The following is a 25,000-nucleotide window of genomic DNA, read 5'->3' as shown; positions in this document are numbered from 1 at the left end:
AGATTGGGTGAAAGATAAACAATTAAATTGATTGAAAAATGATTTATGAAGGAAGTCTAATAATTGACAGTAATAAAAAGCACTAAACAGTGCTTTTTATAAATTGAAAGTTAGTTTTAAAGTTTTTTCAAATCGAGAAAACCTTCAGAAATAGGATACAAGTTGTTAAAAATAAACGATTTAATTGCAAAATCAAAAAATGGTACAGAAATTATAGTGTCGCTCATCCCTTTAAATAAAATACAAAATACTCGTAATGGGTTAAAAACTATAGAAGTGGGTAAGCGAATACTTCTTCAATCAGGTAAAGAAGTTGATTTGAACCTAGATGGAAGAACTTTTTATACGTCTTTAAATCAGATGTTTAAGTTAAATTATAAAGTAATTTAATCAAGTTATATAATTTCTAAATAATTTAAATTAAGGATCCATCTATGTTAAAAAAAGAAGTCATCGTAAAAGATCAATTTGGTACTGAATATAATATTCAAGCAACAGTTGATAAGTCTATTGTAGACCTACAAGATCACTCAAATTTAAAATATATTACTTTTGAAGGTGAGGATATTCGCCCTAGTTTTGAAATGTTTTTTCAGAGCCTTGAAAGTAGTAAGATTTTTAAGTTAATTTAATGTCTATATATAAAGAAAATTTGAATTTTTTATTTGATTTAAAATATATTAAACCTGTTTTTTTTATTTTAAAATCATATATGTTAGTTTTTATTTTATTTGCATCTATTGTTTTAACTAGTATCATACACAATGATGTTGTTGATACTATTTTGACTATTTTAAATTTTTTTATTGTTTTTAGAATTATTTTTTTGCTGTATGTAAAAATTATAAAGTCCATCTTTGAAATTTGTAGCCCTTAAAAAGCTCTTATTTTCAAGAATCAATAGAATAATCAAACCATGACATATCACTCCCTCTGTCATGGTTTTTTGTTGCCTCTTCATAACTCATATACATATTTGTTATTATATTTCACTTCCCAATTTTTATAAGTTTGCACACATAGACTTATTCCTTTTTATACTTTATGATCACTGCTTAAATAACAACCAAACTAAGAATAAAAATGATTTCAAAACAATTTAGGATCGTCAATGGAATACTTGCAGTCATTGGTATAGCTGCCTTCATCTTTTTCCAGTATCAAATGAGACCTGACACGCTTGGTGGCTTCAAGGAAGGAACAGAAGAGTATTACGGCTATCAATACGCACGTGATAACAATCTAAATAATGCGGATCAATGTGATGATGAGAAGGATGATCCTGAAATGAACATTAATGAGGTATTTATTAAGGGCTGTATGGCGTACTTTAAGAAATGAGTATCAGACGCATTGTATTGATGAAAAGCCCTCAAGTGAGGGCTTATTTATGAGAGATATTGATTAATAATTGCACTTATACCAATCTTTCTTGTTATCCCATATTACACGTCCTGATTCCAAAGGGGTCTGATTGTAAACCACACCAGGACCTGAGCTTATGCCGCCATTATGATTTAACCATCCTTTAATATTAAGTTTAATATTTTGGTTACCATTACCCATACTTTCTAAATTAGCAATAACCCGAGCATTTTGAATTTCTCTATATTGTGGTTGACCTAATACAATCATTCCAGTGTATTCATTAACATTCGTGTCCTTACATACAGTAGCCCCAATATCACTAGCTTTAGGTGCATTCTTTAGCAAATGCTGTTGGTATTGCAGTTGAGCTGCAATTTCACGTGTTTTTTGTGCTTGAATTACTTTAAGTTTTTCTTTTTTATTATCTTCTTTAATCGATTTATATATACGTAATGTCGTGTTATCTAAAACATTTGATGATAAATATATTCCATCTGTAGTACGTGAAGTTTCCTCGATATTTACAGCCCATTGATTTTTATTATTTTGACATTCATAACTTCCAATATATGGAGAGTTCTTGATTAAAATTGGATAGAATCTTCCACCTTGCGCAATACATAATGACTGAAAATATTTATAAGGGATTATTACTTGATTTAAATTAGGTTTATATAATCGACCAACACCAGCCGAATCTCCATTAAGCCTTTCACCATTAATCAATTCTTGAGGTGAATTATATTTTTTTACACTTTCTGGGGTAATTGTTCTCTCAAGTGGCATTCCTAAAATTGCTTTATCTAATGTGGTGCATCCAGTCATTACAAGGCAAGTAGTTAGGCTTATTAAAGTAAATTTTATATTCATTCAGAAGCTCTTTAGTGTGTTGTCAAAGTCTTATAGAAAACGGTATTAGTGTACTAATTCTAACCAATTCTTTGTAGTTAATTTATAAACAAATTTTTTCGTCATTTATACTCAATATGCCAGTTCAGCTAAAATAATTCTGCGTTAAACTCATAGGGTCACCTGACATTCGATATTATTGAGTACACCATTACCAACAGTGAGCTACTCGAAGCTTGCACAGCAGAATATCGAAGCATGGCAGAAAAAGCAGATGGACACGCAATTGATGTCGAGCGATTGAGTGAGGCGTGGCCTGAATAAAGATGATATTGTCTAACTAGATCAGCAAAGAAAAATGCCAAGTAGCATACTTTGTTGGTCTACTGTTTACAGTGGCTTTGTTGCATAAATATGTAAGCATCTGATTTAAATAAATTTAATTTTGGATCAAAAAATAATCAAAACTTTTAAAATCATATAGTTATGAAATCTTTGTGCAACAAAGCCGTTTACAGTCATAAACAATATACAGTACATAGCTACAACTGTAACACATGCGATATTCCGAACCTTTAAAATGATGATATAGTGCTCTTGCAGATTGGCCGACTCAAGAGAATTTTGAGTCGGTTTTTTGCGTTTAATATCTGTGGATAAGTCATTTGAAACACCATAAATACACCAATAAAACGCAACTTGCTGATTATTATAAGGAGTATGTATACAATGATTTTAGTGACTGGTGGTTTAGGCTTTATAGGCTCTCATATTGCTTTGAGCTTTATGGCGCATGGGCAAGAGGTCATTATTATAGACAATTTATCCAATGCGAACTTACAAACTCTTGAACGATTAGAATTTATTAGTGGCATGTACGTGCCTTTTGTCAAAATTGATATACGAAATACCCCTGCCTTAAACAAAGTTTTTGAGCAGTATTCCATCGATGCGGTAGTGCATGCTGCAAGTTTCAAATCGCTTGAAGAATCTGTACTGAAGCCTTTGGAATACTATAATGACAATGTCAGTTGTATCATGAGTTTACTGCGTGCCATGCAGCGCACAGGTGTACGCACTTTGGTTCATCTTTCCAGTCTTGCGGTCTATGGTGAATCCAGCCTACATTTAGAAGAAGATTTGGAGCTGAATTTCGGCTATCCAAACCCGTATATCAAGTCGCAGCAAATGGTCGAAGAAATTATTCGAGATACAGCAAAAACGGATAATGAATGGAAAATTGCAATTTTAAGAATGGGCAATGTTGCTGGTGCATTTGAAAATACGATGCTCGGAGAATTGTTTCCGCCTTTACCGAAAAATATTATCCCACTGTTGATGCAAGTCGCTGCAAAACAGCGTGATCATATTGAACTTAGAAAAAGTGCACAAACCACAGATCATACCGTAGAGCGTAGTTTTTTACATATACTCGATGCCTGTGATGCGATTGCTGCTTCGTTACAATGGTTAAGTACTCAACAGTTTGCTTGTGATGCTTTTAATATTGCAGGTCAAAGTGTGTCGATACAGCAGTTGGTTGAAAAAGTTGAAAATGTGACGCAAAGTGATATTTCTACAGTCGATGTGGTGGATTCGCACATCGTGGAATTAGATCAGGTCGCAGCAGAGTGTAGTAAAGCGAAAAACGTTTTACACTGGCAAGCGAAACGCAGTTTAGAACAGACCCTTGAAGATGGGTGGCGTTTCTACCGACAAAGTCTAGATGGCCGTTAATTAATTTATGAATAACGATTATCATTTACATATTTTTGCTTAATCATTAAGATAAGGAAAACAAGCGCAAAATAATCATTTTGTAATTCACTTAAAAAGAAAGAGGTTAAAATGCAAACACGTATTGAACATGACACGATGGGCGAAGTTGAAGTACCGAGTGAAGCACTTTGGGGTGCTCAAACTCAGCGTAGTTTGCAAAACTTTAAAATTGGTAGTGAACGTCTACCACGTCCAATGATTCGTGCCATGGGCTTAGTGAAAAAAGCAGCAGCATTGACCAATGCTGAGCTCAACCAAATTCCACAAGAATTGGCACAATACATCATCGGTGCTGCGGATGAAGTGATTGCAGGGCAGTGGGATAGTCAGTTTCCTTTGGTGGTATGGCAAACTGGTTCAGGCACACAAAGCAACATGAACTGTAATGAAGTGATTGCCAATATCGCCAATCAGAAACTCGGCAATCCTTTAGGCGCGCAAAAACCTGTACACCCGAATGATCACGTGAACCGTGCTCAGTCAACCAATGACTCGTTCCCAACGGCGATTCATGTCGCAGCAAGTATTCAAATCAATGAATTACTGATTCCTGCGGTTACCCATCTTCGAGATACTTTAGAGGCAAAGTCTCAAGCATTTGCTGACATCGTCAAAATTGGGCGAACACATTTACAAGATGCGACACCCTTAACCTTAGGCCAAGAATTTAGCGGTTATGTTTCTCAGCTCGATCACGGCTTAAAGCGTTTACAACAAGCACTTTCAGGTTTGTATGAGCTGCCTTTAGGTGGAACGGCTGTAGGTACAGGGCTGAATGCTCATCCTGATTATGCAGAAAAATCAGCGGAGCAACTGGCACAGTTGACAGGGCTACCTTTTGTGACTGCACCAAATAAATTTGAAGCATTGGCTGGGCGTGATGCAGCAGTGTTTGCCTCAGGTGCATTAAAAACGCTTGCGGTAAGCTTGAACAAAATTGCCAATGACATTCGCTGGTTGGCAAGTGGTCCACGTTGTGGTTTTGGCGAGTTACGTATTCCTGAAAATGAACCAGGCTCAAGTATTATGCCGGGGAAAGTGAACCCGACTCAAAGTGAAGCGATGACCATGGTGGTGGCTCAAGTCTTAGGCAATGACACCACGATTAATGTTGCGGGCGCATCGGGTAATTTTGAGTTGAATGTGTTCATGCCTGTGATTGCGTTTAATTTGTTGCAGTCGATTCAGCTTTTGGGTGATGCATGTAATAGCTTTAATGATCACTGTGCAGTGGGTATTGAGCCAAACCGTGAAAAGATTGACCACTTCTTACATGACTCATTGATGTTAGTTACGGCTTTAAACCCAGTGATTGGCTATGAAAATGCAGCGAAAGTTGCCAAAACAGCGTATAAAGAAGGCAAAACCCTAAAACAAGTGGCTGTGGAGTTGAACTTGGTCACTGCTGAGCAGTTTGATGAAGTTGTACGTCCAGAGCAAATGATTTCCCCAAATGTAAAATAGCCCTTGGTCCAGATGCTCAACTAAAGAGCAAATGAACATCAGCGGTTTTTATCTTTGGGCGAAGTCGGTACAATGGTCGACTAAAGATAAACTGCTGATGAGTTACCATGCTTGATATTTATTTGACAGATGTTCAGAAAAACGTGCAATTTAACGATTATCCGGGTGAGCATCCTGTTAAATTTGTTTTAAATTTCAAAAAGATTTTTCCAAGTGTTATGGAGTTATTACTTCCTGTTCTACCTGAAAATGAAAATCTTGAAGAAATGACATGGGAATCAACCACGGCTGACTTTGAACTTTTTAAACTGTTATTGAGTGGTTGGGGCGTGATTGAATTACGCTTAAACGCGATCAAACAGTTTAAAGATAAAGATTTTGCAGATGCTCTAGTAAAACGTGCACAACAAAAGCGCAAAGACTTTGCAAAAGCACAGCAACAGTTGAAAACAGTTGAACTTGATTATTTATTTATGCATGAGATTCATGCATTGATCGATGCAGAATTGGTTGAACTGGGTGAAAAGTTCTATTTACCCGTTCTTCGTGACTTATGGAAAAATAAAATTCCAACTCAAGTCTTAGAAGCCAAATTTTAAGTCATTCAAAAATCCTCCAAATGGAGGATTTTTTATATCGATAGCAAAACTATGTATTTGCGAGAACAAGAAAGTATTTAAACTGCATCTAAAGCACTAAATTTTATTATTTGGTCAAATATTGGAATTAATATTGCTTGATACATTGGGTCATCATTCACAGTATAACCGTAAGGATTTTATAATATGTCAAATCAGTTCATCGACTTAATCACAAAGCGTCGTACCATTTATGCCATTGGTAAAAAGGTCGAGCACAGCCCTGAATTTTTAACTGATTTGATTCAAACTGCCATTAAACAAAGTCCATCATCGTTCAATTCGCAGTCATCTCGGGCGGTGATTTTGTTTAATGCGGAACATGAAAAGTTTTGGACTTTTGTGGCTGAAAAACTGAAGTCTTATGCTAAAGATGAAGAAAGCACGGCTAAAACAACGGCAAAAATGGCCAGTTTTGCAGCAGGTATAGGTACAGTTTTATTTTTTGAAGATTTAGATGTAATTCAGAACCTACAAGAGCAATTTCCATCTTATGCTGAAAATTTCCCAGTATGGGCAGAGCATTCAACTGCAATAGCACAGTTTGCAACTTGGACTGCATTACATACCTTAGGTTTAGGTGCATCTTTACAGCATTACAATCCAATTGTAGATGAAGAAGTCCATGCTGAGTGGAATGTGCCTGCAAGTTGGAAACTGCGTGCACAACTGGTCTTCGGCTCGGTTGAGGGGGAAGCTAAAGAAAAAGGCTTTGTGGATGATGCTGTACGCTTTAAAGTCTTCAAATAATTAATGAAAAAGCCGCTCTACACGATGGAGCGGCTTTTTTTAGGCTGAGTTTTTTACAGGTCGACTACTTCTTCATTTTGCGGTAGTCACTCGGGCGAATAGGGCGGGTGCCGCGCCATAAACCTTTCTTGTGCTTTTTCGCATGACTTTGTAAAGCATTCATATGTTTCAAATGCTTTTTATCCTTAATATAGTCCTCATAGACCCATGCTGCACCACGTTTGACCATCTCTTCATTCATACTTCTCCGAAAACGGTAGATTTCACCTACACAGCGACCATAACGGTCAATGTCTGTAATGCGAACACGAACCACTTTCCGATAAACCATTTTTTTGATTAAGCGTTTGGACTCAGGCCCATAGCTTTGAGTGGACTCAGGCGCATCAATATACGCAAAGCGTAATTTGGTTTCAGAGCGTCGAAAGTTAAAGCGATAACATGTTAGCGTATCACCATCACTTATAGCCGTAATTCGGCACCAATAGGTTTTACCTTTTTTAAAGGGATGGAGAAATTGGCTGAGAGCATTTTGTATTTTATAAAAAGTAAATACCAGCATCAGGAAAAGGGCGAAGCCAATACCGATGAGCCAGCTATTGGGCAGGTGATCAAACATAGAGGAGAGTAATGGAAAATAAAAATATCAAAAAGACATTGTATGGCAGATACACTATTTAAAATGTTTTAAGTGATCTCAAGTGTTTATTTTTCATAAGAAAATAGATGTTTAATTAAACAAGTAAACTGGAACAAATTTTTAACGAAGTAAAATAGCCATTAGTCAGTTTAATTGAGTGAATTTGTATTCCTTTAAATCATTTGAATGCTATTTAAGCTGATATTTTCATAAGACAAATAATCATTTATTTTTGATAACAAAAAATATACCGAATAGTTTTGAGAACAATACATTGTTTTGTTAGCATATTTTTGTAAAATTAAGGTCATAATAATGATAAATAATATTTCCACTATTTTGGATAAGCTTGGTTTTGGACTGCAAAAACGAGCAATTAGTATTCAACTTTCAAATGCAGCAGTTAATTCTCAAATCATGCTGCAACACCTCGAAGGTTATCATGGTATTAATGATGGGTTATCCTTAGAACTGATCTGCTTATCTACAAATCCATATATCGAATTAAAGCAATTTATTGGATGCCAAATTGCCGTTGATCAGGTGACAGATTCAGGTCAACTATATAGAACTACAGGAATTATTACAGGTGCAAGCCAAGGGCAAAGTGATGGTGCTTTGAGTCTCTATCGGCTCACCATGCAGGATACCACTAGTTTATTGCACAAACGGTGTAATAGCCGTGTCTTTATGAATAAAAGTGTGGTGGAAATTTGTGAAATTCTTTTCAAAGAATGGCAAAGTAAGAGCCCTTTGTTTGCTGCAAGTCTAAGATTAGATACCAGTGGTTTAAGCAGGAATTACGATATACGCCCTTTCTCCATGCAGTCGAACGAAAGCGATTATGCTTATTTAACTCGACTGTTACGTGAAGAGGCGATTAATTGGTTGGTTGATGAGTCTTATCTTTATGTTTCAAGTAACGGTGACAGTATTGAGCCACAAATACTTAAGTTAATAGATAATAATGCTCAATTTGAAGCAATTGAGCGAAGAAGCATTCGCTATCATCGTTCAAATGCCACAGAACAATCAGATAGCATTACAAGCTTTATTGCGCAACGTCAATTGCAACCGACAGCCATTCACGTACAACGTTGGCAAGCGAATCGTTTGAGGCAAGAAGACGCAAGTGGTTCAGTGATCAGTTCACATCAACACAGTGCCCAGCAAGATAATGAAAGCTTAACTTTGGAGCAAGCTTGGAATGTCTCACCTGCTTGGATTGGTGATCTAAAAGGGGAAGATCAGGCTACTGCTTCAGGAAATGGTCAATTAGATAAACTCAATAAACAGCTGAATCAATATCAGGCTTTGCAGGCAAAATATTTTATCGCAAATAGTAGTGTACGTGATACTCAAGTTGGCTATTGGTTTCAGTTGAATGATCATCCAGAGTTAGAGAAGAACCATAGCCCAAAGGATAAAGAATTTTTAATCTTAACGAAGCATTTTTATAATCAAAATAACCTTCCAAAAGATATCAAAGATCAAGTTGAAAAGTTGTTAAGTTTAAGTCATTGGGCAACGAGTAAAGACAGTGATCAAGAACGCCAAGCAAATGAGCTAACTGTCGTACGTCGTACGATTGAGGTTGTTCCTGAATATGATCCATTGACTCATCGTCCGGCTGCACATGTACAACGCGCTAAAGTTGTGAGTGATGGTGAAGAAATCCATGTTGATGAATGGGGGCGAATCAAGGTCCGTTTCTTATTCACACGTATAGAAGACCATGCACACGATGGTGGTGCTGGATCAAATGACACTGATACCGATTCGGCATGGGTGGATGTTCTCACCCCTTGGGCAGGCGAAGGTTATGGTGCACGTTTTTTACCACGTAAGGATGAAATGGTTGTTATCGACTTCTTTGATGGCAATATCGATCGTCCATTTGTGACTGGCCGTATTCACGAAGCGCAGCGTTCGCCAACCAAATTTGATATTAAAGGACAACTCCCTGATACCAAAAAACTCAGTGGAATCCGTTCAAAAGAAGTCGGTGGTGAGGGCTATAACCAACTGCGTTTTGATGATACCACAGGGCAAATCAGTGCCCAATTACATAGCAGTCACGGTGCAACCCAACTGAACTTAGGGAATTTAAGTCATCCAAAAGACAAAGCTGAAAGTGATGGTCGTGGAGAAGGCTTTGAACTTAGAACTGATTATGCAGGTGCTATTCGAAGTAAAGGACTATATCTTTCAACGTTTGTTCAGGATAAAGCAACCGATATACACTTAGAGACAAAAGAAGCCGTCCAAAACTTCACAGAAAGTTTGGAAAGTATGAAAGCACTATCTGAATATGCAGTTAAGCAAAAAGCTGAAGCTGCAGATATGCTCGAAAATATTGATCAATATATTAAAACGATTGAATCACAATGGTCTGACTTAAAAGCAACGAAAGATGCTCTGATGCTCTTGGCATCACCAGAAAGTATTTCTCTGGTTTCAGGGAAAGACATTCATATGAATGCTTTGGATAGTATTACCGTTGGCGGTGGTCAATCTATCAATGTTAGTACAGATGAACAGCTCATATTGAATGCCAAGAAAAAAGTCAGTGTTTTTGCAGGCGAAGACGATCTAAAAATTTATGCAGCAAAAGGCAAATTTGATCTGCAATCACAAGACAATGTCTTAGATGTTTCAGCACGACTAGACGTCAAAATAACCTCATCTGAAGGCAAAGTAGAAATTCACAGCCCGACCGAAATTGTATTTAAAGCAAAAAACAGTGCCTTAAAAATTAATGGTGATGGGGTTACCGTCATTACACCAAATAAATTTACTGCCAAAGCCAGTCAACATCTCTTTACAGCAGGTGCGAGTGAAAGTCCTACACTTCCTCTTTTCCCTAACAATATTTGTTGGGAATGTCTCGCTCGACGAGCAGCACAACGTGGTGCTTTTATTAACAAAGGAGATGGAATGTAAATGATAGGCAACCAAAGTCTCCAAATTTTCTTTAAAACATTTGAAAAGTATCCGCTTGATCAAGTTGGATTAAACGTTTATGCATTAGCCGATGCAGCCCAAGATAAAACATTCTTAAAAGTTTTAGAGCACTTAAGGCAAAAATGCCTCTTGACAGAAGCAGGTGGCGAAAAGGCTAGAGAAATCTCTCCACATTTACTGCAATTACCAAAAGACTTGACTGCACTCGAATGGGAGTGGATAGAAAAAAATATCGCTGGCACGACCAAAATGACGATTATTATTTCACCCTTGTCATTTGATTACTTATATAAACACTTACGCCAATTCTTAGATGTCGAATTCGATGGTGGTCTAGAAATGATGTTAGCATTTTGGGATCCTGCTATCTTAGCAACATTGGTTGGTCACAAAGCCGATAAAACATTATATGTACAAGGACCTGTATTCAATCCACAACAAATTGAAACCTTGCTTAAACCGATTCAAAGTTGGTGGTACTGGGATCGTTCAGGTAATTTGCAGGGCATATTTGGCTTGAATGAGCGTGTTGAATTACTTCCATCCATAGAAACACCATTACACTTTTCTAGTGAACAAGAAGAAATGATGGTCGAGGCAACCTTTCCCGATAATTTGATGTATTATCTTAAACTCAATAACTCATTTTTAGTCGATAAAATTGATGATGATACTCTGTATCAGTTGGTGGTTAAGAGTATCCCTAAAGCAAGAGCTTATGACTTGTCAGGTACACGTGATATTTTAAATTTCATCTGTTTAAAGCTGATTTACAAAGATCAATTTGAGTCAGATCATAATTTACAGTACCTGTTGATTCATTTGAAAGATAAAAAATTCACAATGGATCAAGTGATGAATAATGTAATGGCTAAAGCTGAATAATATAATTTTAGTTTTTTATATACCTTATTAAAATGAATCAACATACATTCTCAAGAAAGAGTAAATATGAATTACAAAGTATTATTTTTTTTACTTATCATTATACCAGTGACATTATCTGGCTGTATCGGAAACTGGGCATATGGACAGATTTAAGCAATGATATTGATTCATCCTAAAAAATTAATTTTAATATCAGTAATTATTTTTGAATTAATTGGATGTACCAGTATTGGACCAAATACAACATATTACATGGGAGAAGTATCCTTTAATTATAATCCAGCGTATGCAAGCTATATGGTGAAATTAAATGGTACAGAAATAGGTGGAGGATATGGAAGATCTATGAATACTTCTCCAGTAAAAGCTGGAACTTAAATTGTCACATGGATGGATGAAAAAACAGGGCAAGTTCATAATGCTACAAATGAAGTCAGCCTAACAAAAGAAGACATTAACGGAATGAAGTACTTGGCGGTACACTTATATCCAGATGATAGTATTGAAATTTCAACATCCAATAATTGGCCAAATCCGACTGTAAAAGGTAATGCTTGGTATGATAGGTTAACTAAATAGATCTAAATAATGTTTACGAAAACGATTAAAGCTATTTAATCTATATAAATTAGATATGTTTACATAGATTAAATATTTTAAAGAAAACAAGGAACTACTATGAATATAAAGAAGTTAATCCTACTACCTATCAGCTTAGTTTTTAGTGCTGCAGGTTGTGCAGGTATTGGACCAAATGCTACATATTATATGGGTACAACATCAGCTAATTATAATCCAACTTATAATACTTATGACGTCAAATTAAATAATCATATTATTGGCGGAGCCATTGGATCCATGAATACATCTGCCGTAAAAATTGGTTTACAAGACGTTACGTGGAAAGATGCAAAAACTGGTGAATTACATAAATCAAAGAATCAAGTTATTTTAAATAAAAATGATGTTAAGGATAAAAAATACCTTGTTGTTCATTTATATCCTGATGATACAATTGAAATTATAACTTCTCTTAATTGGCCAGTCCCAACGGAGAAAGGATTAAAGTGGCGAGAAAAAATTAAAAATAATGGAGCTAAATAATGTTTACAAAAACAATAATAAAACGAACAACAGAAACCAATAGTGATGTTTCCAATACACCGCCTACTGCAAAACAGGATTGTTCAGATGTAGTCCATATTTCAGTTTTTTTTGATGGTACAGGTAATAACAAAGATGCTGATGAAGAAAAAAAGAAATGGTCAAATCCAGCTAGGTTGTGGAAATCTGCTGATCAGCATGCACAAGAAAGTGAGAGTAATGGGTGTAAGTCAAATTATGCAATCTATGTATCAGGCGTAGGCACACGTTTTAATGGTGAGTTAAATATATTTCAACGTGCACTCGCTATGATGCAAGACCATAGTGGTTTTGGCCTTGGTGTGGGGACAGGTGGAACCCGACGCTTAGATTATGGCGAAGATCAACTTAATGATGCCTTAAAGCAAGTCATGATTTTAAATGCAAAAAAATCAGAAATAGACACAGGTAAGTATGCCAATGAAAAAAAAGTGTATAGTTTTGCAGAGGTCGATAATAGTTTAAAGCAACATCGCCTCATTAAAAAAATTAATATTTCTACATTCGGCTTCTCTCGTGGAGCAGCTCTAGCCCGTGCATTTACGAATCAATTTATGTGGCAATGCGAATCTGATTGTAACGGTTTAAGTTACGGCACTGGAAAATACCCTATTGAATTTAAATTTATGGGTATCTTTGATACCGTTGCCTCATTTGGCTTACCCGCGACCAACTTAAATAATAATTTAACCTTTGAAGGTCGGGATATGGTCATTGATGAACGCATTAAAATGTGTGTGCACCATGTTGCAGGAAATGAGCTGCGCTTTGCTTTCCCTGTCGATTTAATTCATAAAGGAAATGGTCAAATTGCCAATCCAAATTGGAAAGAACTTGTTTATCCAGGCATGCATTCCGATGTTGGTGGTGGCTATACACCTGGTAGTCAGAATGTAAATGATAACTTTGCCCGTATCCCATTGAAAGACATGTTGGAAGATGCTGTCAGTGCAGGTGTTCGAATGTTTGACTATAATCAATTAAAAGAAAAATATGGGGCATTATTTACTGAACAGTTTGAAATTCAAAATGAAACACAGCGTTTGTATGATGCGGTAAAAGCACAAATGTCGTCTACAGGAAAAGTTCAAGATCAAATTGCTGCTGCAATGAAAGTTTATTATAGTGCGTATGGGACATTGGCGAGAAGTAAGATAGCCTCTGTCAGTCAAAATGTGCGTAAAGAGAATAAATTTCGTGAATTATTACCGATCGGCCCATCAGATATGGCAACTGAAATTAGCCGCTTAGAAAAATTACAAAAGCTAACAGCACCTATTAAATCTGGTGGAATGAATATTTTTAGAATATTATCACCTGTTTCAAAAGCATATGAGTTTTTCTTAGGCGTAGATGATTGGGAGTTCGCGAGTTGGCATAAAGAATCAACACCAGAAATCATGAGCTTTTATCAAAACTATATTCATGACTCTAAGTACGGTTTTATGAGTAATGCTGAACCATTTAGTTATTTCCGTCAAAGGACGGTATATGAGTCCCGTCGTAGTGGAAAGGGAGAAGAGGTAGATCAAAAAACTGCAGAAGATAAAGCAGTATGCACTGTGGTAAATAGGGAAGTACAACAAGAAGAATTTTTTGATGCATTTGAACGAGCTAAGCAAGAGCAGTTGCCGCTAGCTATGTAAAAAGAATAAATTCTTAGTACCGTCGCTAAGTTTTAAACAGTTTTAACTCCTTATAAGTGCTATTAAGAAATTAATATTTACTCCATATTTTAAGCATCTTAAGATGAGATGCTTATTGTTTACTTTCATATTGAGTGCCCTACAAATGGTTATGGTGCAAATAACAAAGATACAGAATTAGAAAAACAAGGAGTAATTTGTAAGACTAGTGCGTTGGTTGTTTAGAGGTTCCAAATGACAGTCAAGATAAGAAGTTAAGTTCAAACTTCGAGTTTTTTAAAATTCTTATAAAATAGCCTAAGCAAAAATTTTATGAATTTCGCTCCTTAAAAAATGGTGTCTTTTATTTTCCATTAAATTTTTATGCCAAAAAATTCCAATATTCATTTGCGGCAGTTTTACAGGAACATCAAAAATATTGAGTAGAGGGGAAACATGCAAATGGCTCAAAATATTTTGAGGAATCGTTAAAATTGCATTTGGATATTGCTCTAAAATTTGTAGCGCAGTGGAATAGTGCTGACAACGCAAGAAAACCTGCCTAGACAGTTGCTTACGATTTAAATGAACATCTTCAACCAAAACACCAGTACGCCGCGAAGATACACCAATATGCGGTGCAGCCAAATACAATTCAGCATTGATTTGCTGGAGCTGAGTACAAGCCACAAACTGGTCTTTGACTAGGCTCTCAAATTGAATTTTATCGCCAAAATTTTGTTCCAAATCAATCACAAAATCAATTTGTTGAGAAACTAAATCGGCATCTACCGTTTTACGGTCCAGCTTACTACTCATGAACTGAATACTTAATCCAAGTTTCTGAAAGTGAGCGACTAACTTTGGGAAAACAATTGGTTCGATTTCATCATGAATCGCAATTTTTAGGCTTTGAACCATGTTCGGGTCGAAGCTTTGCTGCTGCATGGAAATACTTTGAATTGCAATTAAAGCATTTTTAATAATCAGGTAATTTTGTTCTGCAAAAGGTGTTGGAAGCATTTGGCTGCCAGAGCGAACAAATAAATCATCCTTTAAATGGCTACGTAGACGCTGCAAGGCATGACTGGCAGCAGACTGCGTAATCGACAAGATTTGAGCTGCTTTTGAAATACTTTTTTGCTCATAAATCGCAATAAAAAGTGGGTATAAATTGATATCGATGCGATGAAAAAGTCCCATATCAATGGGTAACTTACTATGAATACTGTTCATGCTGATCTATAAAATAAAATCATTTTGTTCATATTAGTTTTCAGGTTATGTTGATGTAAAGCGAAAATATCAAAATAGATCGAAGGAAGTAGCCATGTTTGAACTTTCAGCACGTGCTCAAGATTATGTAGAACGTACCAAACAATTTATTCAAAACGAAATTGAGCCGATCGAAACTGGCTTTTGGCATGAGGTACATGAACTGAACCAAGGTGGCGACTGGACCAAATGGCAGTGGCCCGCACAACTTGAAACGCTCAAAGCCAAAGCAAAAGCTGCGGGTTTATGGAATATGTTTTTGCCATGTCCTGAATTGGGCCAAGGTTTATCGGTTCAAGAGTATGCTCATATTGCAGAACTCACAGGTCGTAGTCTCCTTGCGCCGACCGTGTTTAACTGTAATGCGCCTGACAGTGGCAACATGGAGGTATTGTGGCGTTATGGTTCTGAAGCTCAAAAGCAAGAGTGGCTTACGCAGCTTTTAGATGGGAAAATTCGCTCTGTTTTCTGCATGACAGAACCAGCTGTTGCTTCATCCGATGCGACCAATATGCAAGCAACAGCCGTGATCGAAGGCGATGAAATTGTGCTAAATGGCCGTAAATGGTGGTCTTCAGGCTTAGGCGACCCCAATGCCAAAATTATTATTTTTATGGCACATACACCAGATGAAACCAAAGATCGTCATCATCAACACTCAATGGTTTTAGTACCTGTTGAAACGGCTGGAGTCAAAATAGAACGAATGTTACCAGTCTTTGGTGACTACGATGCACCCCATGGTCATGGCGAAATTAGCTTTAGTAATGTTCGTGTTCCTGTTTCCAACTTTATTGGTGGTGCAGGTCAAGGTTTTGAAATTGCTCAAGGTCGTTTAGGCCCGGGTCGTATTCATCACTGTATGCGCTGCATTGGTGCTGCGGAAAAATCTTTAGAGTTGATGATCGATCGTGGTATGAGTCGTACTGCATTTGGCAAAGAAATTTTAAAATTAGGTGGGAACCTAGAGCGCGTGGCTGATGCACGTGTTGCAATTGATCAAGCACGTTTATTAACCTTGTATGCTGCGTATAAAATGGATACTTTAGGGAATATGGCAGCGTTAACCGAAATCTCTGCCATTAAAGTCGTTGCGCCAAGTGTGCTTGAAAAAGTGGTTGATATGGCGATTCAAATTCACGGCGGAGCAGGTGTGTCGCGTGATACGCCTTTGACAGGTTTCTTCGCCCAAGCACGTTCACTGCGTTTGGCCGATGGGCCGGATGAAGTGCATAAAGGCATGATTGCAAAATTAGAACTGGCAAAACGCGGCTATAGTACGCGTCGTAAAAAATAATAGAGGAGAAGATTATCTCTTTAATTCATCGTGTTGAAATAAGAACAGATGATCTTCTAAGTTATAAAGAAAAGATTGATAGTTTGGGAAAAAAGAATGTCAGCGATTGATGTAGGTGGAACAGTTCGGGCGGGTGAAGAACTAGATGCTGTAGCCGTAGAAAACTGGCTCAAAGCACAAGGTGTCGATCTACAAGGGCAAGTTGAAGTCACGCAATACTCAGGCGGTGCATCTAACTGGACGTATAGATTGAAATACGACAATGCCGATCTGATTCTACGCCGCCCACCCAAAGGTACCAAAGCTAAATCTGCACACGACATGGCACGTGAATATCATGTGCAAAAGAATTTAACCCCTTTTTATCCTGTACTTCCCGAAATGGTTGCATTGTGTCAGGACGAATCTGTTCTTGGCTGTGACTTCTACGTGATGAAACGTGTAGAAGGCATTATTCCACGTGCCAATTTACCGAGAGAGCTAGATTTTAAAGAAGCCCAAGTTCGTGAGTTGTGTATCAATGTGATTGATAAACTAATCGAACTTCATCAAGTCCCTTACCAAGGCACAGGGCTTGAGAACCTTGGCAAAGGTGATGGTTACTGCCGTCGTCAAGTGGAAGGTTGGGACGCTCGTTTTGAAAAAGCCAAAACCATTAACGTCCCTTCATTTAAATATGTACGTAAGTGGCTGAAGGATAACATTCCAGCAGACTCAAAAACCTGCGTAATTCATAACGATTGGCGTTTTGATAATATTATTTTAGATCCGAATCATCCGACACAAATTATTGGTGTCTTGGATTGGGAAATGGCAACGCTCGGCGATCCTCTGATGGACTTAGGTTCGGCTTTGGCATATTGGGTTGAAGAGTCGGATAGTGCACTATTTAAAGCGACACGTCGTCAACCGACAAATCTTAAAGGCATGTTCACACGTAAAGAAGTGGTCGATTATTATTTAGAAAAAACAGGTTTAGAAGTAGAAAATTGGACCTTTTATGAAGTCTTTGGTGTTTTCCGTTTAGCTGTGATTGCTCAACAAATTTATTATCGTTATCACCACAAACAGACCAATAATCCTGCCTTCAAAGATTTTTGGATTTTAATTCATGCTCTCCATATTCGCGCACTTAAATTGATTGGTTTACAAAAAATTGAAGCCAATGAAGTCGCTCAAAAATACATTGTTAAAATGAAGGAAATATTAGGCAAATGACCACTATTTATTTCATTCGCCACGGGCAAGCATCTTTTGGTGCAGAAAGTTATGATCAACTCTCTCCCAATGGTGAACTCCAAGCCAAAATTTTAGGTCAATATTTTGATCAGATCTTAAAAGAAGCGCCTGTGGTGGTGTCAGGCTCCATGCAGCGACATCAGCAAACGGCATGTATTTCTTTGGCTGAGTGCTTTCCTGAAGTAGATGTCTTAACAGATCCTGCATGGAATGAGTTCAATCATCAGCAAGTCTTTGCCCATTACGAACCGCGTTTTAACGAGCCACATTTACTCAAAGCCGATGTGGCTAAAGAATCGAACCCACGTGCATATTTGGCCAAGATATTTGAAGGGGCAATTGAACGCTGGACAGGTGGCGACTATCACCATGAATACGATGAATCATGGCCTGAATTTAAAAGCCGAATTGAAAGTGCTTTACAAGATTTGTGTGATGAACTGGCTCAAAGCAAACCGCGCTATGCTGTGGTATTTACTTCAGGCGGTGTAATTTCAGTGGTTGCAGGTAAGCTCTTAGGTTTAAGTCCAAATAAAACCTTTGCGCTAAATTGGGCTATTGCCAACAGCAGCATGACCACATTGCGACTGGTGGGGAATGAACCTCAGCTTTTAAGTCTCAATGAACATCATTTTATTAAAGCCGAAAACTCAAACTTACTGACATGGATCTAAGGACAGGATTAAGACATGGCTAAAACAATTTTAATTACAGGGGCAAGTTCTGGCATTGGTGCAGGTATGGCACGTGAATTTGCACAAAAAGGCTATAACTTGGCAATTTGTGCACGACGCTTAGATCGCCTTGAAAGCCTAAAAGAGGAACTTGAGAGCAAGTACGGGATAAAAGTCATTCCTAAAGTTTTAGATGTGACCAATTACGATCAAGTGTTTGAAGTTTTTCGTGCATTTAAACAAGAGTTTGGTCATTTAGACCGCGTAATTGTGAATGCTGGAATTGGAGATGGGCGTCGAATTGGTAAAGGCAGTTTTGCGATTAATAAAGCCACGGTTGAAACCAACTTTATTTCAGCTCTAGCGCAGTGTGAAGCTGCAGTTGAAATTTTCCGTGAGCAAAATGCAGGGCATTTGGTTGTTATCTCGTCTATGAGTGCAGTCCGCGGTATGCCAAAACATTTGACAGCGTACGGTGCAAGTAAAGCGGGTGTTGCACATTTGGCCGAAGGTATTCGTGCAGAACTTCTCAATACCCCAATCAAAGTCACCACGATTTTCCCTGGCTATATTCGTACAGAAATCAATGAGGGTGCAAAACCACTACCTTTTGAAGTGGATGAAAAAACAGGTTCACGACTGTTGGCAGCAGAAATTGAAAAAGCCCCTGTAAAAGCCTATGTCCCTAAATGGCCGTGGTTACCACTAGGTTTAGCAATGAAAATTTTACCGCTGAAATTGGTCAATAAACTGGGCTAATGATTGAAATAAAAAGGCTATCAATCAGCCTTTTTATTTTTAACTATGTGAGTGCCTTCTAAACATACGTTGCTGTTTACAGATGATCATTTGAGTGCATTCATGAGTTGGTCATAAACCCGAGGTAGCATTGAAGAAAAAGGTGATTAAGATGTCCACACAATTCGACTTTGTTTCAGTTAGAAAAAAGCCCAATGTCCATTTTGGTGGGCGCTCAATTAGCCATGTTATTCAATGTGAAGATGGTTCACAAAAGACCCTTGGCGTTATTTTGCCTACAGATCAACCACTGACTTTTGAAACGCATGTCGCGGAGCATATTGAAATTGTTTCAGGTCAATGCCAAGTTAAAATTGGGCTACAGACTGAAATGAGGCTGTATCATGCAGGTGAAAGTTTTGATGTTCCTGCCAACAGCCGCTTTAGTATGATGGCAAGTGAAGTCGTAGATTATATTTGTCACTTGGAAAAATAGCCGAAGATAAAGATTCAAATTGTTAGAATAACATTAACTCTTGTAACTTTATGATTATATGTATTTTTTATCATTAACTTTGAAGCAATATTTCTGAAGACTATTTAAGTCAGTGTATAGACGCAATTCAACGTATACTATTTTCATCTCTCAGCTAGCTTAGACCCAGTCACTGAATATGCGATTAAAAATTTATACTTTGGCTTTGATTCCAGTCATTCTTTTTCAGGGCTATGCTGTCAAAAAAAATACACCAAGATTGGCTGAACCCGAAGGAGAGCGCATTGGACAAAAGGGCGTGGGTAAGTCGCTTGCTTTGCTCATTTTGGGGGATTCAGCAGCGGCAGGTGTCGGTGTAAATGTTCAGGATGATGCGTTATTGGGAGCAATTTTAAAAGAACTGTCATCTGAGTTTAGTATTCAATTTTATTTACACGCAATGACGGGATTCACCACAGATCAGGTCATTCAGTCCATCCAAACGCTTGAGACACAGCATTTTGATGTCATCATTACTTCTGTGGGCGTAAATGACATTACAAAATTCACTTCGCCGCAGGCTTGGATCGCAAAACAGAAGCAGCTTTATGACATACTCAAACATAAGTTTAGTCCACAACTAACACTTGCATCAGGTGTACCACCGATGGATCAGTTTCCTGCACTTCCAAACCCACTTGCATGGTTGTTCGGTCAATATGCCAAAGCGATGAACTTAAAATTAGGCCAATTTGTCGCACAGCAAAATCAGATGGAGTGGATAGAGTACGATCTCAAGAAGTTTTTGGCTTTAAACTTCGTTATGGCCGAAGACGGTTTCCACCCTAGCAAAGAAATTTATCAATTTTGGGGTAAACAAGTGGCTGAAAAAATACGCCAATCTTTTTAAAATGCAATAAAGACAAATTTTTTATAGCTTATGACACATTCAGTTGAAATCGAAAAACATCCACTTAAACCGTTCCTCCCAGCTAATGCCAAATTATTGATGCTGGGCAGCTTTCCGCCGCCCAAGACCCGCTGGAAAATGGACTTTTACTATCCAAATTTTCAAAATGATATGTGGAAAATATTTGGCCTGTGTTTTTTCCAAGATAAAAATTATTTTCTCAATATCGAGCAGAAGACATTTAAAGAACAACAGATCCGTACATTTTTAAATGAACGGGGCATTGCGATTTTTGATACGGCCTATGAAGTGATTCGCCAAAAAGGCAATGCTTCGGATAAGTTTTTGCACATTATTACCCCAACCAATGTGCAACATTTACTTGAAAAAATGCCCAAATGTCATAGTGTGATGACCACTGGCGATAAAGCTACTGATACGCTCATGCTGTCTATGTCCACAGGTACGTTAAAACCACAAATTGGCATGAAGTCCGAGACACATTTTGCTGGGCGAGACCTGAGGCTTTATCGGATGCCATCTTCTTCTCGTGCCTATCCTTTGGCTTTAGAGAAAAAAGCCGAGGCTTATTACAACTTATTTTCTGAAATAGGCTTACTTTAGGTAACTATTTGGATTATCCACATGACTGAATATTCCAGCCATTCGTAGATGGTTGGTCTGCTTTAGTCTTCGTACTCAACATAGTCCCAGAGATTAAGCCGCGCTTTAATCTGTTTACATAGTTGTGGCAGCATAGGAAATAATGTTCCATCAATCCATAGGCTGAGTGCACCTGCCGAAAGTGGCTGTTGCGATTCATCGATCAATTGTGCACCTTTCACCAAAACAAAAGTCTCTTCGCTTGCAGCTGTTTCGATCCCTTTAAACTGAACCAAAAGTTCATGGCCTGTATCTTGGATTAGCCACTCCAGTTCAATTTGGATATTTTGATTGGATTTTAAAACGACTTGCCCTTCAACCATGTCATTGTCACTCAAGCAGTCATGCTCAACACGCACTTTACTTAGAAACCATTCTTGTCGAGCAAGATCTTCTAGTGTTTTGTAAGGGGTTAAAATATTACTGAGATTAAACTGACGACTTAAATCAAAAAATTGCATTACTAAACTTTGTAAAGGGGAGATAAAAAAGATGGGCTGCATGTTAAATCAAAGTGTGTACTGAGTAAAACCTTTCAAGCCCTTGAATGAATTTAGGTATCAGATCCAATTATTCTGTACGAGTCTTATATTCAAAGTTGTTTATTTAAAATAGCAATATAGAAAGTATTTTTAAGCTGAGCCTAAAAAACAAAGCACTCAGCCTAAACAGAAAGCTATCGTATATTAGAGAATATGGATAACGTCATTCACTTGTAATTACATCATCCATTCAATGGGTAGGTATGACACGGCTTTCATCATAAAACGCTGAAATTTTGTGGTTTCGGGTTCTTTTTGATGTTCAATGACAGTTCCATTTTTTTGATGTTCAAGCCAAATGATATCGCCTTGAGAGTTGAGTTTTAACTCATAAGCAATATGCGGGAGAAATTCATCTAACTTATGTGAGATTGCATTTTGCAATTGATCTGACTCTACCACTAAGCCCACTTCTGTATTTAAATGGGCTGAGCGCGGGTCAAAGTTAAACGAACCGACAAAGACTTTTCCATCTATATCAAAAAATTTGGCATGGAGCCGTGAGGAACTTCGACCTTTAGCTGGAATCACATGACCAGTTGCCACTTCATACCATGTGTATTTTTCTCGTTCGATATAGGGTTTAAATTCATATAATTTGACGCCATTTTCGAGCAAGCCACGGCGATATTTTTTATAAAATGCATGCACAATGGCAACATCATTAGCCAATAACGAATTGGTTAAGACCCGAACTCGAGTTCCATTTTTTGCCAAATTGGAGAGATAGTCGGCACCTGCTGTGGTTGGAACAAAATATGCGGAGACCAACTCCATATGCTTTTCAGGCTTACCCATCAAATCGAACATTTGTTTGACAATGATTTCATCAGGCTTTGCTTCACCACGAATTTTATTGGGAGAATCGGCAATGAAATGAGCCTTTGCCCAGTTAACAGGATGTTTAGTCAGCTCTGAATCGACTTGTATCCGAGCCAAATCAATTTTCTGTTCAATCACATTTTTATCTAAGGCATCCGCTTCATAGTGCTGTTTTAATTGAGCCAGTTCTTCTTTTGTTCCACGACCCACTAATTGGGGAATGGTATAACTGAGATCATCATTCCAGAAATTTAGAAATACACTGTTAGCATGTTCTACAGCTTGCCCATAAAACAAAATGTCCAAATCTGTAAATTGGAACTTTTCACTGGCATCAAAGTATTCACTGCTGATGTTACGACCACCAGTTACCGCAATTGCCCCATCAGCAATGATCAGCTTGTTATGCATACGATGGTTAATGTGATTGAAGCGGAAAGCATAATCAATCACACGTAAATGGCGGTATTTGTAAGGGTTAAATAATTTGATTTCAAAGTTGGGATGAGCGGCCAACTTTTTGAAGGTTTCATCAAGTGCTGTGCCGTTTTGGTCATCAATTAATAAACGTACTTTCACCCCACGATCCGCAGCATTTAGCAGTTCGTGCAACATCATATGGCCTATAAAGTTATCTCCCCAGATATAGTATTGGACATCTAGACTGTGCTTGGCTTCTCGTATCAAGTGTAAGCGTGAGGCAATGCTCATAAATGCCTCATCCAACGCCAAATAAGCCGTAAGTCCCTGTTTTTGCTGTGCGGATGCATCTTGACCATTGAGCCAATGCTCTGCATATACCTCTACAGGGGCTGAAGGCTTAGCCTGATTGGGGGCGAGCTGGCATCCCGCGAGTGTTAAAACGGTGCTCAGCAAAATCAGCGGTCGACAATGAGTCGGTATCGCCATATTTCTTTTAAATACCTAATTTTTATACGTTATACATTTCACATGTTATAGGTTTAAACAGAGAATAAAAAGCGGTTACTGTAGCGCATCTGTTAAAGACCTGTTAAGGATAGCGAAAATGAAATCACGTGCAGCTGTTGCCTTTGGACCTGGACAACCTCTGGAAATTGTAGAAATTGATGTTGCTCCACCGCAAAAAGGTGAAGTTTTAGTCAAGATTACCCATACAGGTGTATGCCATACCGACGCATTTACTTTATCTGGTGATGATCCTGAAGGTGTTTTTCCAGCAGTTTTAGGCCATGAAGGTGCGGGTATCGTAGTTCAGGTCGGTGAAGGTGTAACCAGCGTTCAGCCGGGTGATCATGTTATTCCACTGTATACGGCTGAGTGTGGCGAGTGCTTATTCTGTCAGTCAGGCAAGACCAATCTATGTGTTGCAGTCCGTGCGACGCAGGGCAAAGGTTTGATGCCAGATGGTACAACGCGTTTTTCTTATAATGGGCAACCGATTTATCACTATATGGGCTGTTCAACCTTTTCTGAATATACCGTTGTCGCAGAAGTATCTTTGGCTAAAATCAATCCAGATGCTAACCCTGAACATGTCTGTCTATTGGGTTGCGGTGTGACCACTGGTTTAGGTGCAGTCAAAAATACAGCCAAAGTACAAGAGGGTGATACCGTTGCAGTCTTTGGTTTAGGTGGTATTGGTCTAGCAGTTGTACAAGGTGCAAAAAAAGCCAAAGCCAGCCGTATTATTGCGGTTGATACGAACCCTGACAAATATAAATTAGCAGCAGAATTCGGAGCAACTGATTTTGTAAACCCAAAAGATCATGAGCGACCTGTACAAGAAGTCATTGTTGAAATGACGGGTTGGGGGGTTGATCACTCATTTGAATGTATTGGTAATACTAATGTCATGCGCTCAGCACTTGAATGTGCACACCGTGGTTGGGGACAGTCGGTGATTATTGGTGTGGCAGGTGCAGACCAAGAGATTTCAACACGTCCATTCCAACTGGTCACTGGCCGTACCTGGAAAGGGACAGCTTTTGGTGGTGTAAAAGGTCGTTCACAACTGCCAGGTATGGTTGAAGAAGCCAGGACTGGCGACATTCGTTTAGCTCCATTTGTTACGCATACCATGGGTCTCGACAAAATCAATGAAGCCTTTGACTTAATGCATGATGGAAAATCAATCCGTACGGTGATTCATTTTGAAGACTAATTCGCTGTAATGTGTTTAAAAACCAAGCTGCGGCTTGGTTTTTTGTTTTTTGCTTGAAGAAAAGTAAATTGGCAGAACTGCTCATATTGTTAGACAAAAATGATAAAAAATGTC

The 25,000-nt window shown here is 38.0% G+C and carries 24 protein-coding genes and 1 pseudogene; 20 read left to right on the top strand and 5 right to left on the bottom strand.

The genetic code is table 11. The features are described from left to right. Positions 1 to 162 precede the first annotated feature (162 nt). The 3 genes from ACY3FQ_RS08800 to ACY3FQ_RS08790 all read left to right on the top strand — a co-directional run bounded on the left by ACY3FQ_RS08800 (position 163) and on the right by ACY3FQ_RS08790 (position 1,341). Positions 163 to 390: a hypothetical protein gene (locus ACY3FQ_RS08800; RefSeq protein WP_004693379.1), complete on the top strand. Its 228-nt coding sequence runs from the start codon at positions 163 to 165 to the stop codon at positions 388 to 390. A 44-nt stretch (positions 391 to 434) separates the two neighbouring features. Then, the gene (locus ACY3FQ_RS08795; RefSeq protein ID WP_489773875.1) at positions 435 to 632 is read left to right on the top strand and encodes a hypothetical protein; all 198 of its coding nucleotides are present in this window, start codon (positions 435 to 437) and stop codon (positions 630 to 632) included. 451 nt (positions 633 to 1,083) lie between these two features. Then, positions 1,084 to 1,341, top strand: a complete 258-nt coding sequence (locus tag ACY3FQ_RS08790; protein ID WP_489773873.1) for a hypothetical protein — start codon at positions 1,084 to 1,086, stop codon at positions 1,339 to 1,341. A gap of 63 nt (positions 1,342 to 1,404) precedes the next feature. Here ACY3FQ_RS08790 and ACY3FQ_RS08785 read toward each other — a convergent pair whose 3' ends face one another. Then, a complete protein-coding gene (locus tag ACY3FQ_RS08785) occupies positions 1,405 to 2,238 on the bottom strand; it encodes a hypothetical protein (protein ID WP_489773872.1) in 834 nt (277 codons plus the stop codon). A gap of 708 nt (positions 2,239 to 2,946) precedes the next feature. On the opposite strand from ACY3FQ_RS08785, the gene ACY3FQ_RS08780 reads away from it, so the two are divergent. The 4 genes from ACY3FQ_RS08780 (at position 2,947) to ACY3FQ_RS08765 (ending at position 6,848) form a co-directional block, all read left to right on the top strand. Next, positions 2,947 to 3,954, top strand: a complete 1,008-nt coding sequence (locus ACY3FQ_RS08780; RefSeq protein WP_489773871.1) for an NAD-dependent epimerase/dehydratase family protein — start codon at positions 2,947 to 2,949, stop codon at positions 3,952 to 3,954. A gap of 111 nt (positions 3,955 to 4,065) precedes the next feature. Beyond that, positions 4,066 to 5,460 (top strand): class II fumarate hydratase, encoded by a 1,395-nt coding sequence (gene fumC, locus ACY3FQ_RS08775; RefSeq protein ID WP_489773870.1) that lies wholly within the window; start codon positions 4,066 to 4,068, stop codon positions 5,458 to 5,460. Between the two features lie 107 nt (positions 5,461 to 5,567). Next, positions 5,568 to 6,059, top strand: a complete 492-nt coding sequence (locus ACY3FQ_RS08770; protein ID WP_151836388.1) for a hypothetical protein — start codon at positions 5,568 to 5,570, stop codon at positions 6,057 to 6,059. 186 nt (positions 6,060 to 6,245) lie between these two features. After that, complete coding sequence (locus ACY3FQ_RS08765; protein WP_279664477.1) at positions 6,246 to 6,848, top strand: nitroreductase family protein; 603 nt, start codon at positions 6,246 to 6,248, stop codon at positions 6,846 to 6,848. Between the two features lie 64 nt (positions 6,849 to 6,912). Here ACY3FQ_RS08765 and ACY3FQ_RS08760 read toward each other — a convergent pair whose 3' ends face one another. Next, a complete protein-coding gene (locus ACY3FQ_RS08760) occupies positions 6,913 to 7,410 on the bottom strand; it encodes a thermonuclease family protein (protein ID WP_279664517.1) in 498 nt (165 codons plus the stop codon). A 393-nt stretch (positions 7,411 to 7,803) separates the two neighbouring features. Between ACY3FQ_RS08760 and ACY3FQ_RS08755 the strand changes: the two genes are divergently transcribed. The 5 genes and pseudogenes from ACY3FQ_RS08755 to ACY3FQ_RS08735 all read left to right on the top strand — a co-directional run bounded on the left by ACY3FQ_RS08755 (position 7,804) and on the right by ACY3FQ_RS08735 (position 14,129). Continuing rightward, positions 7,804 to 10,431: a type VI secretion system Vgr family protein gene (locus ACY3FQ_RS08755; protein ID WP_489773868.1), complete on the top strand. Its 2,628-nt coding sequence runs from the start codon at positions 7,804 to 7,806 to the stop codon at positions 10,429 to 10,431. Then, positions 10,432 to 11,337, top strand: coding sequence for a DUF4123 domain-containing protein (locus tag ACY3FQ_RS08750; RefSeq protein ID WP_279739793.1), 906 nt, complete (start codon positions 10,432 to 10,434; stop codon positions 11,335 to 11,337). It abuts the gene before it with no gap. Between the two features lie 159 nt (positions 11,338 to 11,496). Further along, positions 11,497 to 11,919: pseudogene (locus tag ACY3FQ_RS08745) on the top strand (hypothetical protein). Between the two features lie 99 nt (positions 11,920 to 12,018). Continuing rightward, the gene (locus tag ACY3FQ_RS08740) at positions 12,019 to 12,444 is read left to right on the top strand and encodes a hypothetical protein (protein WP_078425614.1); all 426 of its coding nucleotides are present in this window, start codon (positions 12,019 to 12,021) and stop codon (positions 12,442 to 12,444) included. After that, the gene (locus tag ACY3FQ_RS08735) at positions 12,444 to 14,129 is read left to right on the top strand and encodes a T6SS phospholipase effector Tle1-like catalytic domain-containing protein (protein WP_279739794.1); all 1,686 of its coding nucleotides are present in this window, start codon (positions 12,444 to 12,446) and stop codon (positions 14,127 to 14,129) included. The genes ACY3FQ_RS08740 and ACY3FQ_RS08735 overlap by 1 nt, the downstream gene beginning before the upstream one ends. A 297-nt stretch (positions 14,130 to 14,426) precedes the next feature. On the opposite strand, the gene ACY3FQ_RS08730 is transcribed toward ACY3FQ_RS08735, so the two are convergent. Next, entirely contained in the window at positions 14,427 to 15,344 is a 918-nt protein-coding gene (locus tag ACY3FQ_RS08730) for a LysR family transcriptional regulator (RefSeq protein WP_279739795.1), read from the bottom strand. Between the two features lie 94 nt (positions 15,345 to 15,438). Between ACY3FQ_RS08730 and ACY3FQ_RS08725 the strand changes: the two genes are divergently transcribed. The 7 genes from ACY3FQ_RS08725 (at position 15,439) to ACY3FQ_RS08695 (ending at position 21,340) form a co-directional block, all read left to right on the top strand. Continuing rightward, a complete protein-coding gene (locus ACY3FQ_RS08725) occupies positions 15,439 to 16,680 on the top strand; it encodes an acyl-CoA dehydrogenase family protein (RefSeq protein ID WP_489773866.1) in 1,242 nt (413 codons plus the stop codon). Positions 16,681 to 16,776: 96 nt separating this feature from the next. After that, a complete protein-coding gene (locus ACY3FQ_RS08720; RefSeq protein ID WP_279739798.1) occupies positions 16,777 to 17,898 on the top strand; it encodes a phosphotransferase family protein in 1,122 nt (373 codons plus the stop codon). After that, the gene (locus tag ACY3FQ_RS08715) at positions 17,895 to 18,593 is read left to right on the top strand and encodes a histidine phosphatase family protein (RefSeq protein ID WP_279664472.1); all 699 of its coding nucleotides are present in this window, start codon (positions 17,895 to 17,897) and stop codon (positions 18,591 to 18,593) included. The genes ACY3FQ_RS08720 and ACY3FQ_RS08715 overlap by 4 nt, the downstream gene beginning before the upstream one ends. A 15-nt stretch (positions 18,594 to 18,608) precedes the next feature. Next, positions 18,609 to 19,352 carry an SDR family oxidoreductase gene (locus tag ACY3FQ_RS08710; protein WP_087013063.1) on the top strand — a complete coding sequence of 248 codons (744 nt, stop codon included), beginning with the start codon at positions 18,609 to 18,611 and terminating at the stop codon, positions 19,350 to 19,352. A 151-nt stretch (positions 19,353 to 19,503) separates the two neighbouring features. After that, positions 19,504 to 19,827 (top strand): pyrimidine/purine nucleoside phosphorylase, encoded by a 324-nt coding sequence (locus ACY3FQ_RS08705; protein ID WP_004693265.1) that lies wholly within the window; start codon positions 19,504 to 19,506, stop codon positions 19,825 to 19,827. A 178-nt stretch (positions 19,828 to 20,005) separates the two neighbouring features. Continuing rightward, complete coding sequence (locus tag ACY3FQ_RS08700; RefSeq protein WP_279664468.1) at positions 20,006 to 20,716, top strand: SGNH/GDSL hydrolase family protein; 711 nt, start codon at positions 20,006 to 20,008, stop codon at positions 20,714 to 20,716. A gap of 30 nt (positions 20,717 to 20,746) precedes the next feature. Beyond that, the gene (locus ACY3FQ_RS08695) at positions 20,747 to 21,340 is read left to right on the top strand and encodes a uracil-DNA glycosylase family protein (RefSeq protein ID WP_279664466.1); all 594 of its coding nucleotides are present in this window, start codon (positions 20,747 to 20,749) and stop codon (positions 21,338 to 21,340) included. Positions 21,341 to 21,402: 62 nt separating this feature from the next. On the opposite strand, the gene ACY3FQ_RS08690 is transcribed toward ACY3FQ_RS08695, so the two are convergent. Next, complete coding sequence (locus ACY3FQ_RS08690) at positions 21,403 to 21,840, bottom strand: hypothetical protein (RefSeq protein ID WP_279664464.1); 438 nt, start codon at positions 21,838 to 21,840, stop codon at positions 21,403 to 21,405. A 258-nt stretch (positions 21,841 to 22,098) separates the two neighbouring features. Beyond that, positions 22,099 to 23,652, bottom strand: a complete 1,554-nt coding sequence (locus ACY3FQ_RS08685) for a phospholipase D family protein (protein ID WP_279664462.1) — start codon at positions 23,650 to 23,652, stop codon at positions 22,099 to 22,101. A gap of 118 nt (positions 23,653 to 23,770) precedes the next feature. Here ACY3FQ_RS08685 and ACY3FQ_RS08680 point away from each other — a divergent pair, with 118 nt between their 5' ends. Beyond that, complete coding sequence (locus ACY3FQ_RS08680) at positions 23,771 to 24,886, top strand: S-(hydroxymethyl)glutathione dehydrogenase/class III alcohol dehydrogenase (protein WP_236769481.1); 1,116 nt, start codon at positions 23,771 to 23,773, stop codon at positions 24,884 to 24,886. Positions 24,887 to 25,000: the final 114 nt, after the last annotated feature.

The organism is Acinetobacter sp. AB03, from assembly GCF_058107045.1.
The sequence above is the reverse complement of the archived record's forward strand: the minus strand, read 5'-3'. Positions and strand labels throughout refer to the sequence as shown.

Coding starts and splice junctions, on each gene's coding strand:
- ACY3FQ_RS08765 (WP_279664477.1), top strand. CDS start 6,246: ATGTCAAATCAGTTCATCGACTTAATCACAAAGCGTCGTACCATTTAT.
- ACY3FQ_RS08710 (WP_087013063.1), top strand. CDS start 18,609: ATGGCTAAAACAATTTTAATTACAGGGGCAAGTTCTGGCATTGGTGCA.
- ACY3FQ_RS08685 (WP_279664462.1), bottom strand. CDS start 23,652: ATGGCGATACCGACTCATTGTCGACCGCTGATTTTGCTGAGCACCGTT.
- ACY3FQ_RS08735 (WP_279739794.1), top strand. CDS start 12,444: ATGTTTACAAAAACAATAATAAAACGAACAACAGAAACCAATAGTGAT.
- ACY3FQ_RS08750 (WP_279739793.1), top strand. CDS start 10,432: ATGATAGGCAACCAAAGTCTCCAAATTTTCTTTAAAACATTTGAAAAG.
- ACY3FQ_RS08780 (WP_489773871.1), top strand. CDS start 2,947: ATGATTTTAGTGACTGGTGGTTTAGGCTTTATAGGCTCTCATATTGCT.
- ACY3FQ_RS08755 (WP_489773868.1), top strand. CDS start 7,804: ATGATAAATAATATTTCCACTATTTTGGATAAGCTTGGTTTTGGACTG.
- ACY3FQ_RS08690 (WP_279664464.1), bottom strand. CDS start 21,840: ATGCAATTTTTTGATTTAAGTCGTCAGTTTAATCTCAGTAATATTTTA.
- ACY3FQ_RS08730 (WP_279739795.1), bottom strand. CDS start 15,344: ATGAACAGTATTCATAGTAAGTTACCCATTGATATGGGACTTTTTCAT.
- ACY3FQ_RS08705 (WP_004693265.1), top strand. CDS start 19,504: ATGTCCACACAATTCGACTTTGTTTCAGTTAGAAAAAAGCCCAATGTC.
- fumC (WP_489773870.1), top strand. CDS start 4,066: ATGCAAACACGTATTGAACATGACACGATGGGCGAAGTTGAAGTACCG.
- ACY3FQ_RS08790 (WP_489773873.1), top strand. CDS start 1,084: ATGATTTCAAAACAATTTAGGATCGTCAATGGAATACTTGCAGTCATT.
- ACY3FQ_RS08715 (WP_279664472.1), top strand. CDS start 17,895: ATGACCACTATTTATTTCATTCGCCACGGGCAAGCATCTTTTGGTGCA.
- ACY3FQ_RS08770 (WP_151836388.1), top strand. CDS start 5,568: ATGCTTGATATTTATTTGACAGATGTTCAGAAAAACGTGCAATTTAAC.
- ACY3FQ_RS08725 (WP_489773866.1), top strand. CDS start 15,439: ATGTTTGAACTTTCAGCACGTGCTCAAGATTATGTAGAACGTACCAAA.
- ACY3FQ_RS08785 (WP_489773872.1), bottom strand. CDS start 2,238: ATGAATATAAAATTTACTTTAATAAGCCTAACTACTTGCCTTGTAATG.
- ACY3FQ_RS08760 (WP_279664517.1), bottom strand. CDS start 7,410: ATGCTGGTATTTACTTTTTATAAAATACAAAATGCTCTCAGCCAATTT.
- ACY3FQ_RS08680 (WP_236769481.1), top strand. CDS start 23,771: ATGAAATCACGTGCAGCTGTTGCCTTTGGACCTGGACAACCTCTGGAA.
- ACY3FQ_RS08700 (WP_279664468.1), top strand. CDS start 20,006: ATGCGATTAAAAATTTATACTTTGGCTTTGATTCCAGTCATTCTTTTT.
- ACY3FQ_RS08695 (WP_279664466.1), top strand. CDS start 20,747: ATGACACATTCAGTTGAAATCGAAAAACATCCACTTAAACCGTTCCTC.
- ACY3FQ_RS08795 (WP_489773875.1), top strand. CDS start 435: ATGTTAAAAAAAGAAGTCATCGTAAAAGATCAATTTGGTACTGAATAT.
- ACY3FQ_RS08720 (WP_279739798.1), top strand. CDS start 16,777: ATGTCAGCGATTGATGTAGGTGGAACAGTTCGGGCGGGTGAAGAACTA.
- ACY3FQ_RS08740 (WP_078425614.1), top strand. CDS start 12,019: ATGAATATAAAGAAGTTAATCCTACTACCTATCAGCTTAGTTTTTAGT.